The sequence below is a fragment of the Streptomyces sp. AC512_CC834 genome, assembly GCF_019049325.1.
Taxonomy (GTDB): Bacteria; Actinomycetota; Actinomycetes; order Streptomycetales; family Streptomycetaceae; genus Streptomyces.
Genome location: NZ_JAGMUO010000034.1, coordinates 51682 through 67451, shown reverse-complemented (window position 1 = coordinate 67451; position 15770 = coordinate 51682). Strand labels below are relative to the sequence as shown.

The 15770-nt window shown below is 72.0% G+C and carries 11 protein-coding genes; 4 read left to right on the top strand and 7 right to left on the bottom strand.

The window, feature by feature from the left end; translation table 11 throughout:
- The first annotated feature begins 40 nt into the window (after positions 1–40).
- Positions 41–4129, top strand: coding sequence for an endo-alpha-N-acetylgalactosaminidase family protein (locus tag KUM40_RS13625; protein ID WP_217166099.1), 4089 nt, complete (start codon positions 41–43; stop codon positions 4127–4129).
- A gap of 61 nt (positions 4130–4190) precedes the next feature.
- Here KUM40_RS13625 and KUM40_RS13620 read toward each other — a convergent pair whose 3' ends face one another.
- Genes KUM40_RS13620 through KUM40_RS13610 form a run of 3 tightly spaced genes read right to left on the bottom strand, consistent with a single transcriptional unit; the run spans position 4191 to position 6827 of the window.
- Positions 4191–4889 (bottom strand): N-acetylmannosamine-6-phosphate 2-epimerase, encoded by a 699-nt coding sequence (locus KUM40_RS13620; RefSeq protein WP_217166098.1) that lies wholly within the window; start codon positions 4887–4889, stop codon positions 4191–4193.
- A complete protein-coding gene (locus tag KUM40_RS13615; protein WP_217166097.1) occupies positions 4886–5908 on the bottom strand; it encodes an ROK family protein in 1023 nt (340 codons plus the stop codon). Before KUM40_RS13615 ends, KUM40_RS13620 begins: the two co-directional genes overlap by 4 nt.
- Positions 5901–6827, bottom strand: coding sequence for a dihydrodipicolinate synthase family protein (locus KUM40_RS13610; RefSeq protein WP_217166096.1), 927 nt, complete (start codon positions 6825–6827; stop codon positions 5901–5903). The genes KUM40_RS13615 and KUM40_RS13610 overlap by 8 nt, the downstream gene beginning before the upstream one ends.
- A 122-nt stretch (positions 6828–6949) precedes the next feature.
- Here KUM40_RS13610 and KUM40_RS13605 point away from each other — a divergent pair, with 122 nt between their 5' ends.
- Both KUM40_RS13605 and KUM40_RS13600 read left to right on the top strand, forming a co-directional pair.
- A complete protein-coding gene (locus tag KUM40_RS13605) occupies positions 6950–7696 on the top strand; it encodes a FadR/GntR family transcriptional regulator (protein WP_217166095.1) in 747 nt (248 codons plus the stop codon).
- A gap of 73 nt (positions 7697–7769) precedes the next feature.
- Positions 7770–8705 carry a DUF4862 family protein gene (locus tag KUM40_RS13600; protein WP_217166094.1) on the top strand — a complete coding sequence of 312 codons (936 nt, stop codon included), beginning with the start codon at positions 7770–7772 and terminating at the stop codon, positions 8703–8705.
- Positions 8706–8979: 274 nt separating this feature from the next.
- Here the strand turns inward: KUM40_RS13600 and KUM40_RS13595 are convergent, their stop codons facing one another.
- The 4 genes from KUM40_RS13595 to KUM40_RS13580 all read right to left on the bottom strand — a co-directional run bounded on the left by KUM40_RS13595 (position 8980) and on the right by KUM40_RS13580 (position 14096).
- Positions 8980–10794 (bottom strand): glycoside hydrolase family 35 protein, encoded by a 1815-nt coding sequence (locus tag KUM40_RS13595; RefSeq protein ID WP_217166461.1) that lies wholly within the window; start codon positions 10792–10794, stop codon positions 8980–8982.
- A gap of 26 nt (positions 10795–10820) precedes the next feature.
- Complete coding sequence (locus KUM40_RS13590) at positions 10821–11705, bottom strand: carbohydrate ABC transporter permease (protein ID WP_217166093.1); 885 nt, start codon at positions 11703–11705, stop codon at positions 10821–10823.
- Positions 11702–12676 carry a sugar ABC transporter permease gene (locus KUM40_RS13585; RefSeq protein WP_308401133.1) on the bottom strand — a complete coding sequence of 325 codons (975 nt, stop codon included), beginning with the start codon at positions 12674–12676 and terminating at the stop codon, positions 11702–11704. Before KUM40_RS13585 ends, KUM40_RS13590 begins: the two co-directional genes overlap by 4 nt.
- Positions 12677–12779: 103 nt before the next feature.
- Positions 12780–14096 carry a sugar ABC transporter substrate-binding protein gene (locus KUM40_RS13580; RefSeq protein ID WP_308401132.1) on the bottom strand — a complete coding sequence of 439 codons (1317 nt, stop codon included), beginning with the start codon at positions 14094–14096 and terminating at the stop codon, positions 12780–12782.
- Positions 14097–14323: 227 nt separating this feature from the next.
- Between KUM40_RS13580 and KUM40_RS13575 the strand changes: the two genes are divergently transcribed.
- Complete coding sequence (locus tag KUM40_RS13575) at positions 14324–15556, top strand: PP2C family protein-serine/threonine phosphatase (protein WP_217166092.1); 1233 nt, start codon at positions 14324–14326, stop codon at positions 15554–15556.
- Positions 15557–15770 lie beyond the last annotated feature (214 nt).

The window sequence follows — 15770 nt, the reverse complement described above, 5'->3', positions numbered from 1 at the left end:
ACCGTTCCCCCCGTCGTCCGATTCGAGGAGGAAGTACCCAGTGGACATCCCGACATCCGCCGCATCGCGCCCGCCCGGACGCAGACGAGTACCGCGTCCGGGCGCCGTCGCCGTCGCGGCGGCGCTGGGCCTCACCGCCGGTCTGCTGTCGGCCGCCACCGTGCCCGCGGGCGCGGCCCCGTCCCGAGCCATCTTGGCGGCAGAGCCGGCGGGGACGCCGGTGGAGCTGAGCCGGGGCGGGCTGACGGTCACCGTGGCCAAGGAGTTCCCCCAGGTCATCTCCTACCGGCTGGGCGAGCGCCACCTCGACGGGCGGGCTTCCGCCCTGGACAGCTTCACGATCAACGGCAAGGCCCACCGCGCCACCACCACCATGAAGGCGAAGGGCGGCCGGGCGACCTACACCTCCACCTTCGAGGACCTGCCCGGTCTCACGATCACCTCCACCATCACGGTCACCGAGGAGACGACGGTCGTCTTCGCCGTCGAGAAGATCTCCGGCAGGGCCGCCGCGACCGTACGCACCCTCGCGATCCCCGGTCAGTCCCTGGTCTCCGTGGACTCCGACGAGCCGGGCGCCAACCTCGCCCGGACGAAGATCTCCACGGACTCGACGACGACCGCCGACCGCTTCATCCCCATCACCGGCGACACCGCCCCGGACAAGGGGCCCGTGGGCACCCCGTACGCGTTCGTCGGCAACGCGCAGCTCTCGGCGGGCATCGTCACCAACGCGACCGAGGACTCGCCGCAGGACGACAACACCAACTGGAACACCCGCCTGCAGTCCCGCATCGTCGACGCGGGCGACGGCCGGCGCCGGGCCGAGCTGTCCGTCGGCACCTACACCTACCACCCCGACGGCGCCACCGATCCACGGGTCGACACCTACGAGCTGCCCCGGGCGACCGTGGTCCTCGCCGCCGACGCCAACAAGGACGGCACGGTCGACTGGCAGGACGGCGCCATCGCCCACCGGGAGCACATGCAGCGTCCGCTCGGCGCGGACCGGGTGCCCGAACGCGTGGTCCAGCGGATCCCGTTCAACTTCGCGAGCCAGGCCACCAACCCGTTCCTGAAGACGCTGGACAACACCAAGCGCATCTCCATGGCCACCGACAACCTCGGCCAGTGGGTGCTGGAAAAGGGCTACGCCAGCGAGGGCCACGACTCCGCCCACCCCGACTACGGCGGCAACCAGAACGTCCGCGCGGGCGGCTGGAAGGACATCAACCGGCTCACCCGCACCGGCGCCGACTACAACGCGGACTTCGCCGTCCACGTCAACGCCACCGAGGCCTACGCCCAGGCCAAGTCCTTCACCGAGGACATGGTCGAGGGCCAGGCCAACGGCTGGGACTGGCTCAACCAGGCCTACCACATCAACCAGCGCGAGGACCTGGGCACCGGCGCCATCCTCGACCGGTTCAAGCAGCTCCGCAAGGACGCGCCGGGCATCAAGACCGTCTACATCGACGCCTACTACTCCAGCGGCTGGCTCGCCGACGGACTGGCGGCCGAACTGCGCAAGATGGGCTTCGAGGTCGCCACCGAGTGGGCGTACAAGTTCGAGGGCACCTCGGTGTGGTCGCACTGGGCCGCCGACAAGAACTACGGCGGCGCCACCAACAAGGGCATCGACTCGAACATCGTCCGGTTCATGGCCAACTCCGACCGCGACGTCTGGAACGTCGACCCGCTGCTCGGCGGCGCCAACATCGTCGAGTTCGAGGGCTGGACCGGTCACGACGACTGGAACGCCTTCTACCGCAACATCTGGACCGACAACCTGCCGACCAAGTTCCTCCAGCACTACCAGGTGATGGACTGGGACCTCGGCAAGTCCGCGAAGCTCACCGGCGGGGTGAGCGTGAAGTCCGTCGACGGCGAGCGCCGGATCTCCATGGACGGCACCGAAGTCCTCAAGGGCGACACCTACCTGCTGCCCTGGGGCAACACGAGCAACACCGGCAACACGGGCGACACGGGCGACACGAAGAAGGGCAACGGCACTTCCTCGCCCAGTGACGCCGACAAGATGTACTTCTACAGCGCCTCCGGCGGCGAGCACACCTTCGAACTCACCGACCAGTTCGCGGGCAACAAGAACTTCACCCTCTACGAACTCACCGACCAGGGCCGGGCGAAGAAGACCCGGGTGAAGGCCCACGACGGACGGGTGACGCTCACCGCCGAGAAGGGGCAGCCCTACGTCCTCGTGCCGAACGGCGGCAAGGCACCTCACCGCACCGCCCACTACGGCCAGTACACCGGGCTGTCCGACCCGGGCTTCAACGCCGGGGACCTGGACGACTGGAACGCGCGGGGCGGCGCCGAGATCGTCCGGGCCGACAACGGCGACAACGTGGTGCGCCTGGGCGACGGTGCCTCCGGCATCTCGCAGCGGGTCCGTGGCCTGACGCCGGGCAAGCGGTACACGCTCTCCGCCGACGTCGAGATCGGCCCCGGCGAACGCCGGGCCACGACGCTGCGGGTGCGCGGCGGCAAGGACACGGAGACGAAGACCTTCGACATCACACCGGCGCAGAACAAGATGGCGTCCGACGAGAAGCGGGACACCTACTCCCAGCGGGCCTCCGTCGCCTTCACCGCGCCGCGCGGTGGCACGGTCGCCGTGGAGCTGGGCGCCGTCGCCGGCAGCGCCCCGGTCGTTCTGGACGACATACGCGTCATGGCGGACACCACCGCACCCCTGCCCCGCTCCGAGGACGGCACCGTCGTCGCCCGCGACGACTTCGAGGGCAACCAGCCCGGCTGGGGACCGTTCGTCAAGGGCGACGCGGGCGGCGTCACCGACCCGCGCACGAGCATCAGCGACCTGCACGAGCCCTACAGCCAGAAGGAGTGGAAGAACACCTACTCGCCCTACGACTCCGGCTCGCTGAAGGGCAAGGCCGTCGACGACGTACTGGCCGGCCGGCACTCGCTGAAGTCCCACGCGGAGAACACGGGACTGGTCCACCGCACGACCCCCGCCACGGTGCCGTTCGAGGAGGGCCACACGTACAAGGTCTCCTTCTCCTACCAGACCAACATCCAGGGCCAGTGGGCCTGGGTCACCGGCGCGGACCGGGTCGCCGACGGAAAGACCACCTCCCGGGACATCACCCGCGACGTCCTCGAACCCGCCCTGGACACCGCGACCTACTCCCGCGAGATCATCGCCGGCTGCGGAGACACCTGGGTCGGGCTGCGCAAACTCGGCAGCGCCCGGGGCACCGACCTGGTCCTCGACGACTTCACCGTCACCGACCTGGGCAAGGCCGAGGGCGGCGCCGCCTGCGCCGGGGTCACCGCCCCGTCCGGCGCCGAGCTGAGCCCCGGGGTGCCCGGTGAGTACGTCACGACGTTCACCAACCACGAGTCCGCCGACGCCACCAACGTCGGCATCGCGCTCAACGGCCTGCCCGAGGGTTGGAAGGCCGAGGTGACCGAGAAGAACGGCAACCTCTTCGAGAGCGTGAAGCCCGGCGCGACCGTCCGCACCAACTGGCTCCTCACCCCGCCGGCCGACGCCACGGACACCTCGCCCGACTGGACGGTGACCGCCACCTACGCCCACGCGGGAGCCATCAAGACGGTCTCCGTGGACGGGGGCGCCGCACTGACCGACGAACCGGTGCTCGCGCCCGGCTCGATGACCGCGACCGCCGACTCGGAGAACACCTCCTCGGGGGCCGCCGAGGGGCCGGTGTCCAACGTCCTCGACGGTGACGCCGGCACCATCTGGCACACCGACTACACCGCCTCCCAGGCGCCGTATCCGCACTGGGTGACGCTGAAGCTCGGCGGCGCCGCCGACATCGACGGGTTCGGCTACCTGGGCCGGCAGAGCGGGGGTCAGAACGGACGCGTCGGCGACTACGAGGTCGCCGTGTCGGACGACGGCAAGGACTGGACGACGGTGGCCAGTGGCACCCTGAAGGACGTCACGCAGACCCAGCGCGTCTCCTTCGACCAAGTCCGCGCCTCCTACGTGCGGTTCACCGCACTCGACGCGCTCAACAAGCAGCCCTACGCGGCCGCCGCCGAGATGCGCGTGTACGGCGTGCCCGTGAACCTTCCCACGGGCTACCCGCCGGGCGAGCGCCCCGCCGACGCCCGCTGAGTCAGCAGCCGTGTGCGGCCCGCCCCTTCGGGAGGCGGGCCGCACACGGCCGTGCCCCGCGTCACAGAGCGTCGACGAACCAGCCGGTGATGGTCGTGGGGTGGGTGATGGCCGTGCCCACGCAGACGCTGAACGCCCCGCGTCCGAGCGCGGCGGCGGCCTGGGCGGGCGTGTGGACGCGCCCCTCGACGACGACCGGAAGGCTGCTCCACGCCAGCACCTCGTCGAGCAGTTCGAGGTCGGGTCCCTCGGTCTTCGGGCGTTCCCCGGTGTAGCCGGCGAGGGTGGTGCCGAGGAGGTCCGCGCCGGCGTCCTCGGCGGCCCTGGCGTCGTCCACGGAGCCGCAGTCCGCCATGACCAGGACGCCGGTCTCGGCGCGGAGCAGTTCGACCGTCTTCGCGAGCGTCCGGCCGTCCGGGCGCGGCCGGCGGGTGCCGTCGAGCGCCACCACATGGGCCCCGGCCCGGGCGACGGCGAGCGCGTGCTCCAGCGTCGGGGTGATGAACACCCCGGAGGCGCCCTCCTTCCACAGGCCGACCACGGGCACGTCGACGGCCGCGACGACCGCCTTCACGTCCTCGATGCCCTGGGCGCGCACGGCCGCGGCACCGCCTGCGACGACGGCCCGCGCCATCTGGCCCGTGGTGCGTGGATCGCGCAGGGGCTCGCCCGGGTACGCCTGGCAGGACACCGTGAGACGTCCGCGCATCGCGTCGAGCACGCTCCGGCCGTTCACCGGAGTGGGTCGCGGGTCCGTCATGGTCTCTTCTCCTCGCTGCTCGACATGGCCATGGCCATGGTCGTGGTCGTGCTCCAGGCATCGCGCGCGGCGCCGACGACGGCCGCCTCGCCGCCCAGCGCCGCGGGCACCACCGGCAGCCCGGCCAGCGCGTCCACCACCTCCGACCGCAGCGTCCCCTCGAGCGCCGACCACCAGAGTTCGCCGGCCTGGGCGACCCCGCCGCCGACGACGACGGTCTCGGGGTCGAGGACGGTGACGATTCCGGCGATCGCGCGCCCGACCGCTTCCCCGGCCGCGCGGACCACGCGGGCGGCGAGGTCGTCGCCGCCCTCGGCCCGCGCGACGACGTCGCGCGCGTCCGGGCAGGCGGGGTGGCCGCCGAGTTCGAGGTAGCGCCGGTGGATCGCCGGCCCCGCCCCGACGGCCTCCAGGTGGCCGGTGCGACCGCACGGGCAGCGCAGGCCCTCGGCGCCGGGCACGGGGATGTGGCCTGCCTCGCCGGCCAGGTGGTGCGCGCCGCGCAGCGGACGGCCGTCGCGTACGACAGCGGCACCGACCCCGGTGCCCACGGCCACGAGCAGGACACTTCCGGACCCTGCCGCGGCCCCGCGCCACGCCTCGCCCGCGGCGTGCGCGTCGACGTCGTTCTGCACCGTCACGACGAGCCCGTCACCGGCCGCGAGCGGGGCCAGGCGGGTGCGCAGGCCCCCGGCGATGTCGGTGCCGGGCCAGCCGGGGAAGGTGTCGGTCGAGGACACGACGACGCCGCGCCCCGAGTCGATCACCCCCGCCGCCCCGACGCCCAGGGCCCGCAGCCCCGTACCGGACTCGGCCAGGACGTCGCGCACGAGCGACGCGACCGCGTCGAGTACGGCGGCGGGCCCGTCCGGGGCGGGTGTCGGCATCGTGTGCACGCGGCCGGCCTTCCCGTGCTCGTCCACCGTCGCCGCGGCGATCTTGGTGCCACCGAGATCGACGCCGACGACGGCACCGTTCCCGGCACCGGCCCCGGCGCCGCCCGGGGTGACCTCAGCCATCCAGGAGTCCCGCGGCGCGCGTGATCTCCGCGATGCGGTCCGCGGTCTCCCCGTCGAGCGCCTCCACGGGGAAGGCCATCGTCGTGGAGGCGATCAGGCCCTGGCGGTGTGCCGAGACCTTGAACGACCCGACTCCGGCCGCGTCGCCCGAGCGGTCCCGGGCCTGGAAGACGATCTCGAAGAGGGCGGCCAGCCGGTCCTGCTCCGCCCTGGCGTCGTCCCACTTCCCGGCCTGGGCGAGGTCCCACAGGCGGACGTAGCCCGCGGCGTCGACGTTGGCGAGTCCCGGCACCACACCGTCCGCGCCCAGCAGGAGCATGCCGTCGACGACGGCCTCGTGGCCGGTGAACAGGGCGAGGGGCGACCCGGCGGCGGCGTTCGCCGCGACGAGGCGGCGGAACGCCACGTCGTCGCCCGAGGAGTCCTTGACACCGGCGAGCACGCCTTCGCCGCCGAGGCGCACCAGCAGGTCCGCGGGCAGCTTGCGGTGCACCCGTACCGGGATGTCGTAGGCGAGCACCGGCACCTCGACGGCCGCGGCGACCGCGCGCAGGTGTCGCTCGATCTCGGCCATGTCGTTGATCGCGTACACCGGCGCGGTCACCGCGACCGCGTCGGCCCCGGCGCCGACGAGCGCCCTGGCCCGGTCGGCGACGCGGGCGGTGGTGAGATCGATCGCTCCGCCGATCACGGGGACCCGGCCGTCCGCCGCGCGGACCGCGGTGCGTGCCACGAGGTCCCGCTGGGCGTCGGTGAGGTAGGCGACCTCTCCCGTCGACCCCAGCACGAACAGTCCGTGGACGCCGGCGTCCACGAGATGGCGCACCAGGCGCTCCAACGACGCGGTGTCGATCTCGCCCTCGGGGGTGAGGGGCGTGAGAACGGGCGGCACGATGCCGCGGAAGGTGGACGTGGCCACGTTGGCGCTCCGGCTTTTTCGTCGACGGTCGGCGCTGCTCGACGCTGAACACCAAATCCGAACGTCTGATGTCTTATCTTGAGTGGCATCACCATAGGACCGCGAACGGAAAGGGTCAAAAGATGACCGCACGACAGCGGAGCCTCGGGACGCCCGTCCCCGGTGCGGCACTCGACGCGGACACCTCTCGGCGAGCGACCCTCACGGGCCGGATCAAGGACTTCATACTGGTCGAGGGCCTGCGTCCGGGAGATCCCCTGCCCACCGAGGCCGGGCTCTGCGAGCGTCTCGGTGTCTCCCGCTCCAGCGTGCGGGAGGCGATCCGCGCTCTGTCGACGCTCGGCATCGTCGAGGTCCGCCACGGCCACGGCACGTATGTGGGCGCCATGTCGCTCGACGCGCTGGTGGAGATGCTCGTCTTCCGCGGGGTACTCAGTCCCGGCGACGACCTGCGTGCGCTGCGGGACGTGGTCGAGGTCCGCCAGGCGCTCGACCACGGGATGGCCGAGCGCATCGTGGCGAGCCTGGCCGGCACCGCCAACCCGGAGCTGCACGCGCTCGTGGACGAGATGGTCGCCGCGGCCGCGGCGGGGCACACCTTCCCGCGGCAGGACCGCGCGTTCCACACCGGGCTGCTGGCACGGCTCGACAACGCGCTGGTCGGACAGCTCGTCAGCGCGTTCTGGGAGGTGCACACCGTGGTGGTCCCCACGCTGGGGCTTTCCGTCGCGGCGGACATGAACCAGACGGCACGCGCGCACGGGCTCATGCTCGACGCGGCCGAGGCGGGCGACGTCGCGGCCTTCCAGGCGGCGGTCACGGCTCACTACGAACCCATCGGGCGGGCCCTGAGAGCGACGGGGCCGTGACCGGCGGGGCGGCGACACTACGACAGCACCCGAGAACACCTCGGCAGCAGCATGAGCATCGGAGACCAACACCATGAAGACAGAACGGCCCGTCCTGGTGGGCGCGTACGCGGCGCTGCCCGCCCTCCGTGCCGACCAGGAGCGCTTCTACGAGGGACTCGCCGACCGGGGAATCGCGGACGGGCTGGAGCTCCCGTTCCGGGACGGGCTCGGTGAGGACGCCAACTGGCCGGCCGGACAACTGCGCGGCCGCTTCACCGGTTCGGTGATCACCCTCATTCCCGGCACCATGGTGCGCGTGGCGGCATCGGCAACCTTCGGCCTCGCCTCCGGGGACGACGACGGGCGGCGGGCGGCGCTCGCCTTCCTCCACGAGGCCCGCGTCACCGCCGAGGAGCTGAACCAGCTCACCGGTGAGCAGTCCGTCTCCGTCCTGCACATCCACACCGCGCCGTCGACGACCGCGGTGCCGGAGGAGTTCGCGCGCTCCCTCGACGAGATCGCGGCGAGCGAGGCCGCCGCGGGCGGCTGGTCGACCCGGCTCGTCCTGGAGCACTGCGACGCGTACTCTCCGGCCGTCCCCGGCGAGAAGCGGTTCCTGCCGCTGGACGAGGAGATCCCCCTCGCGCGCGAGGGGGGAATCGGCATCACCGTCAACTGGGGCCGCTCGGCCGTCGAGGCACAGGACCCTGCCCGGCCCCTCGCCCAGATCGACAGGCTGGCCGCCGAGGGCCTGCTGGAAGGGGTCATGTTCTCCGGCGCCGCCCCGGTTGCGAACGAGTTCGGCGGACCGTGGGCGGACGCGCACCTGCCGCTGACCGAGGACGAGCCCACGTCCCTCATGAACGCCGCCGAGGTCCGCCGGTGTCTGCGGGCGGCACAGGGCGCGTTCTCCTACACGGGGGCGAAGATCCAGGTCCCCGGGCACGCCGCTGTCGACGAACGGCTCGCGATGGTGGGCCGCGTCACGGGGCTCCTGTCCGAACCGGCCGTGCTGCGGCACGGTTGACGGGGAAGCACGCGGCGACCTGAGGCGGGCGCGGAGGCCGCTGGGTCTCCGCGCCCGCTCCGGTCCTGCGCCCCGCCCGCCGCCTCAACTCTCGGTGCTGCACGAGGCGGTGAGCCACGACAGCGGCAGCACGGTCAGGAACAGGCCCGGACGGTCTGTCCGCCCAGCTCAACGGCGGCGGCGCGGGCGGAGACCGCTGCCTCGAGCCGGACGGCCGAGGTTCGTTCCCGTGCCCCGTGCCCCGCCGGGCACGGGGCACGGGAACGCGTCGACGTCAGTCGAAGGTCTCGACGTACTCCTCCGCCGGTCCGAGGTCGGGGCCCTCGTGCAGGGTGACGCGGTCGCCGAGGCGTTCGAGTTCCAGCACGGTCAGGGTGTTGTCGCCGGGGCGCAGGAGCGGACCGGGCAGGTAGAGGGTGGTCTGGGGGCCGATCTCCCAGTAGCGGCCCAGCAGGGTGCCGTTGACCCAGAGGAACCCCTTGCCGAACCCGGGCAGGGCGACGAAGGTGTCCGCGGGTTCGGCCACGGACAGGACGGCGGTGGCCAGGCCCGACCGCCCGTCCGGCGGGGCCGCCGCGGCGACGCGGGCGAGGTCCTGCGGCGTCCACGCGTCCAGCGGCAGCGGGCGCGTCGTCCAGCCGTGCACCAGCCGGCGTTCCACCCGGACCCCGCCGAGGATGCCCTTGCCCTGGCCGAGCAGCGGACCGTAGTTGATCCGTCCCTGGTTCTCCACCAGCAGCGCCAGCCGGACCCGTGCTCCGGTGCCGGTGACGGTGAAAGAGGCGCTCTCGCGGTCCAGTACGGCGACGGGTGTGTCGTCGACGAACACCTGGGCGCGGTCGTGCAGACCCGTGACGGTCACCTCGTGGTCCCCCGGTGGCAGCAGCGGCTCGGCCTCGTAGAGCACCAGGCCGGAGGCCAGGGACAGTTCCTCGAAGCTCGGCGGCAGCGGTGCGGTCACGGGCTCGGCCGTCGCCCGCAGGGCGTCGAGCAGGGCCGCGTGCGGGACGACCGGCAGGTCGCGGGGTGCCAGCAGCGGTGGGTCGGCCGGCAGCGGGCGCCGGGCTGCGGCGTCGTCGAGCGCGGTCAGCATGTCCCGCAGGGCGAAGAACTTCGGGGTCAGGGCGCCGTTCTCGGCGATGGGGGCGTCCGAGTCGTAGCTGGTGACGGTCGGCAGGAGGGCGCCGCCCTCGTGGTTGGCGCCCGCCCACAGCCCGAAGTTGGTGCCGCCGTGCGCCATGTAGAGGCTCACGGAGCCGCCCGCGTCGAGGATGCCGCCGAGGTCCTCGGCCGCGCTCGCCGCCGACCGGACGTGGTGCTTCTCGCCCCAGTGGTCGAACCAGCCGTTCCAGAACTCGGCGCAGAAGAACGGCTCCCCGGACCGGCGCGAGCGCAGCAGCGCCGCGGCCTCGTCGGCACGTGAGCCGAAGGTCGCCGCCGCCAGTTCGCCTGGCAGGGCACCGCCGTCCTGCATCAGCGGGGTCGGCCCGTCGGCGGTGTAGCGGAGTTCGGTGATGCCGCGGGCTACGAGGGCGTCGCGGATGTGGCGGACGTACGCGCGGTCGTCGCCGTAGCTGCCGTACTCGTTCTCGATCTGCACGGCCACGACCGGGCCGCCCCTGCCGGACTGGAGTTCCGCGACGCGTGGGATCAGCGCGTCGAACCAGCGGTCGACCGCTTCGAGGAACGGGCCGTGGGACGCCCGCAGCCGCATGCCCGGAGTGCCGGTCAGCCAGGCGGGCAGACCGCCGTTGTCCCACTCGGCGCAGATGTAGGGTCCGGGCCGCACGACGACGTCAAGACCCTCCTCCTGAGCCAGCCGTACGAACCGGGCCAGGTCGCGCGGGCCGTCGAAGCGGATGTCGCCCTCAGTGCGTTCGTGGAAGTTCCAGGGGACGTAGGTGTCGACCGTGTTCAGGCCGAGGGCGGCCAGCCGCCGGAGCCGGTCGGCCCAGTGCTCCGGGTGGACCCGGAAGTAGTGCAGCGAGCCCGAAAGGACGCGGTGCGGGCGCCCGTTGCGCAGCAGGGTGCCGTCGGCGTACGTCAGGGTGGCCGTCGTGCGGTCACCCGGGCCCGTGCTCGTCGGCAGTGAAGGGGAGACGTGGGGGGAAGTGGTCACTTGACGGCTCCGGCGGTCATGCCCGCGCGCCAGAACCTCTGGAGCGCGAGGAAGGCGATCAGGAGGGGTACGACGGACACCAGCGACCCGATGACGACCAGTGGGGGCGGCACCGCGACGTGGCTGGCGTTCCAGCCGACCAGACCCACGGTGACCGGCTGCAGCCGGTCGTCGCCGAGGACCATCGCGGGCAGCAGGTAGTTGTTCCAGATCTCCACGAACTGGAACAGGAAGATCGTCACGAGGGCGGGCAGCATCATCCGTACGCCGATGGTCCGGAAGATGCGGAACTCGCTCGCCCCGTCGAGCCGGCCGGCCTCCATGACCTCGTCGGGCACCGTCTGCGCGGCGAAGACCCGGGAGAGGTACACCCCGAACGGGCTGACCACGCTGGGCAGCAGGACCGCCAACGGGTTGTCGATGAGCCCGACGCCGGAGAACATCAGGTAGAGCGGCAGCGTGAACAGGACCTTGGGGATGAGCACGGCCGCCAGCACCACGCCGAACAGGAAGCCGCGCCCGGGGAAGCGGTACTTGGCGAGGGCGAAGCCGGCCAGCGCGGAGAACGCCGTGCCGAACAGGGCGCCGACGCCGCAGTACAGGATGCTGTTGAGCATCCAGCGCCAGAAGATGCCGTCGTCCTGGCTGCTGAGGCGGGCGATGTTGTCGAACAGGCCGAAGCCGTCGAACCACAGGCCGGTGCCGGAGAACTGGTCGCCGAAGGGCTTGGTGGCCGACACCAGCAGCCACCACAGGGGGAACAGGAAGTAGAACGCGGACAGCAGGAGCAGCGCCATGACGGTCAGCCGGCTGGGCAGGTCGCTGTCGCGCCGCGCGCGGACCACGGGCGTTCCGGTGCTCGACGTACTCAACGCGCTCATCCCTGCTCTCCCCGGCTGGTCAGTCTGAAGAACGTGAACGACACCGCGCCCACGAGTACGGCGAGAATCACCGACTGGGCTGCGCCGTAGGGGTAGTTGCCGGACGCGACCGCGTTCTGCGCGGACATGATCGGGGTGAAGGTCGTGGACACGGCACCGTCGGAGAGCGGCCGCAGTACGGTCGGCTCGTTGTAGAGCTGGGCCGAGCCGATGATGGAGAACACCGAGGTGAGCACGAGCGCGCCGCGCACGGACGGCACCTTGATGCTCCAGGCGATCCGGACGGCCGAGGCCCCGTCCACCTTGGCGGCCTCCAGCACCTCCGCGGGGATCGACTGCAGCGCCGCGTAGATGATGATCATGTTGTAGCCGGTCCAGCTCCACGTGACGATGTTCGCCACCGACCACAGCACCAGCTCGGAGTCGAAGAACGGGATGCTGATTCCGGCCGGTTCCAGCAGCCGGTTGATCGGGCTCGACTGCGACGAGTACATGAACGACCAGACGAGCGCCGCGCTGACGCCGGGGATCGCGTACGGCAGGAAGCTGGAGAGCCGGAAGAAGCCCTTGCCCCGCGCGGACCGGGAGTCGATGAGCAGGGCGAGCAGGAGCGCCGCGCCCAGCATCAGCGGCACCTGGACCACGCCGAACAGCGCGACGCGTCCGAGGGAGTCGAGGAAGGCGCCGTCGTCGAGGGCGCGGGTGTAGTTCGCGAGCGGGTCGAAGACCTCCGTCGGCGCCGTCAGGCCCAGTCCCGACCTCTTGACGGTGTAGAGGCTCTCGACGGCCGCGTAGGCGATCGGCGCGACGTACATGGCGGCGAACAGGACGGCGAAGGGTGCGCAGAAGAGCACCGGGCTCAGCCATTTCGGCGAGCGGCGCGGCCGGCGGCCGGGCTCGTCCGCGGGCGGTCGGGCACCGGTCGTGCGGCTACTGCTTCGGGTGTCCGCCAGAGCGGCGGCGTTGGCCACGGGCGCTTTCCTCACTGTGATGCGGTGGACCGGGCCGGTCCGGCGTTCCGGTCCGGCGTTCCGGTCCGGCGTTCCGGCCCGGTGGGAGTCTGCTGCTCGGCGACTACTCGGCGACCTGAAGACCCTGCTTCTTCATCTCGCCCACCGTCTTGTCCTGCGCGGTGCGCAGGGCGTCCGCGATGGTGCTCTCGCCGGCCCAGGCCTTGCCGAGCCCGTCGTTGAGGTCGGCGGCGGTCTTGGTCATCAGCGGGCCCCAGGTCCAGGAGGCGTTGACCTGGCCGGAGGCGTCGGCGAAGACGTCGTAGATCTTCTGGCCGCCGAAGTACGGGTCGGCGGACTTGAGTTGCGGCAGGTCGAGCAGGTCCTTGGCGGCCGGGTAGAGGGCGGCCTTGTCGACGAGGTCGCCGAAGGCCTCGCGGTCGGTGCTCAGCCAGTGCGCGAACTCCCAGGCGGCCTCGGGGTTCTCGCAGCCCTTGAGGACCGCGGTGGAGGACCCGCCCGCGTTGCCGACCCGCTTGTCTCCCTTGCTCCACTGCGGCAGCGGTGCCACCGCCCACTGCCCGGAGCCGCTCTTGGCGCCGCCCTTGATGACACCGGCCTGCCACACGGCACCGACGACGGTCGCGATGTCGCCGTTGCCGAGGCCCGTGTACCACGCCTGGTCGTACATGGGGGCGTCGCTGATCAGCCCCTTGTCGGCCAGGCCCTGCCAGTACCCGGCGACCTTCTTGTTGGCCTCGGAGTCCATGGTGACCTGCCAGGCGTCGCCCTTGGTGCCGAACCAGGACGCGCCGGTCTGCCAGGCGAGGCCCGCGTAGTCGTAGTCGAGGTAGGGCGCCGAGATGTACCGCTTCGGGTCCGACTTGTGGATCTTCTCAGCCGCGGCCTCGTACTCGGCCCACGTGGTGGGGGGCTTGAGGTCGAGCGAGTCGAAGACCTTCTTGTTGTAGAAGAGGGCCATCGGGCCGGTGTCCACGGGCGCCGCGTAGACGCGGTCCGCCAGGGTGACGGACTTCCAGGCGGCCTCCTGGTAGTCGTCCTTGTCCGCCGAGGCGTGCTCGGTGACGTCCGTCAGCGCTCCCTGTGCGGCGAAGCTGGGCAGGGTCTCGTAGCCGACCTGGGCCAGGCACGGGGCGTTGTCCGCCTTCACCGCGTTCAGCATCTTCTCGTAGCCGCCCTTGGCGCCCGGCTGCACCGACTGGTACGAGACCTTGATGTCGGGGTGGGACTTGTTGAAGGCCTTGACCGCGTCCTCGTAGCCGGGTGCCCAACCCCAGAATGTTATCGATGCCTTGCCTCCGGAGGATGCCGAGTCCGAACCGGAACCGGAACCGGAACCGGAGTCGGAGCAGCCGCCGACCGTGAGGGTCAGCGCGACGGCGCCGACGATTCCGGCACAACGGATGGTGGATCGCTTCACAGCTCCTCCTTGACAGGGGTGGCGCGGAGGAGAGATGTCTCCGCACGGCCGAGAAATCGGCGACACGCGGCCGTGCCCGGAACCCGGGTCGGTCGTCGGTAGCTGGAACTATGGCAGAGAATGTTATCGATGCCAATAGGTGATTCCGTGCCGGGAGAACGTCGGGCCAGGTGGGCCTATCGTTGAAGGGACACGTGATCGGCACGGCGTGGCGGGCAGGTGGCATCGTGAGGGAATCCGAGATCGACTACCAGGCGGTCTTCCAGGCCCTGCCGAGCATGGTCGCCCTGTTCACCCCCGGCCTCGAGTACGCCGACGTCAACGAGGCGTTCCTGCGTGGTCTTGGCCGCAGGCGTGACCAGGTGGTGGGTCACGGTCTGGCCGACGCCTTCCCGGACGACCCGCGGGATCCGGGTGTGACGGGCATGCGCAAGCTGCGCGACTCGCTGCGGTGGGTGGCGGCCACCGGGGAACGCGACGCGATGACGCTGCACCGCTACGACGTGGAGTCGCCGGACCGGCCGGGCGTCTGGGAGGAGCGGTACTGGAGTACGGTCTGCGTCCCCGTCCTCGGCGCCGACGGGCGGGTGGCCTGGCTGCTGCACTGGGAGCAGGATCTCACCGAGCTGGTCCGCAACCACGGTGGCCGCAGCGGCGCCGCCGGCCGGGCGACGGTGCTGGAGGCCGAACTGTACCGACGCGCCCGGGAGCTGCAGGAGGTCAACGAACGGCTGCGCAAGGCCCACGCCCGCGAACGCGAGGTCGCCCTGCACCTGCAGGAGGCGATGCTGCCGGTGCCCGACCCGCTGCCACTGCGGCACGCCGCGGTGCGCTACCGGCCGGCGGTCGGGTTCCTCAACGTGTGCGGGGACTGGTACGACCTGGTGGACCGGCCCGACGGGCGCGTCGCCGTGGCCGTCGGCGACGTCGTCGGTTCCGGTCTGGTCGCCGCCTGCGTCATGGGCCAACTGCGCAGCGCCCTCAGCGCCGCCTGCCGCGTCGCCGACCACCCCGCCCGCGCACTGGAGGCCCTCGACCTGTACGCCCGCTCGGTGGACGGCGCCGAGTCGACGACAGCGACGCTGGCCGTGATCGACCACACCGGCCGTACCATCTCCTACAGCAGCGCCGGGCACCTCCCGGCGGCCCTGATGCGTCCGGACGGCACCGTGGACTTCCTCGACGGGGCCACCGATCCCCCGCTCGGCGCCCGTCCCGAACACGCCGATCGCCTCCAGCGCGAGACCGCCTTCACCGAGGGCTCCGTCCTCGTGCTCTACACCGACGGGCTGGTCGAACGCCGCGGCGAGGACATCGACGCCGGCCTGGCCCGGCTCGCCGACTCGCTGGCCCGGCACCGGGGTGGCGATCCCGACGCGCTCGCCGACGCGCTGCTGGCCGACCTGACCCCACCCGCGGGAGCGACCGACGACACCGCACTCGTCGTGCTCGGCCTGTGACGGCGCGGGGGGACCCGGACCGCGACGGCGCACTCGCAGGGACGCGCCCCCGAGGACCGCACGACGGTGCGGGCGCCTCGACCGGCCGCGGGATGCCGCCGTGTCGCCCTCGGCCGGCGCGAGGGGACCCCGACCGCGACCGCGCACTCGCAGAGGCGCGCCCCCGAGCACCGCACGGCAGTGCGGGCGCCTCGACCGGCCCCGGGATGCCACC

Excerpts from the sequence above, each read along its gene's own strand:
- KUM40_RS13615 (WP_217166097.1), bottom strand. The coding sequence starts at position 5,908 with ATGGCTGAGGTCACCCCGGGCGGCGCCGGGGCCGGTGCCGGGAACGGT.
- KUM40_RS13600 (WP_217166094.1), top strand. The coding sequence starts at position 7,770 with ATGAAGACAGAACGGCCCGTCCTGGTGGGCGCGTACGCGGCGCTGCCC.
- KUM40_RS13620 (WP_217166098.1), bottom strand. The coding sequence starts at position 4,889 with ATGACGGACCCGCGACCCACTCCGGTGAACGGCCGGAGCGTGCTCGAC.
- KUM40_RS13605 (WP_217166095.1), top strand. The coding sequence starts at position 6,950 with ATGACCGCACGACAGCGGAGCCTCGGGACGCCCGTCCCCGGTGCGGCA.
- KUM40_RS13590 (WP_217166093.1), bottom strand. The coding sequence starts at position 11,705 with ATGAGCGCGTTGAGTACGTCGAGCACCGGAACGCCCGTGGTCCGCGCG.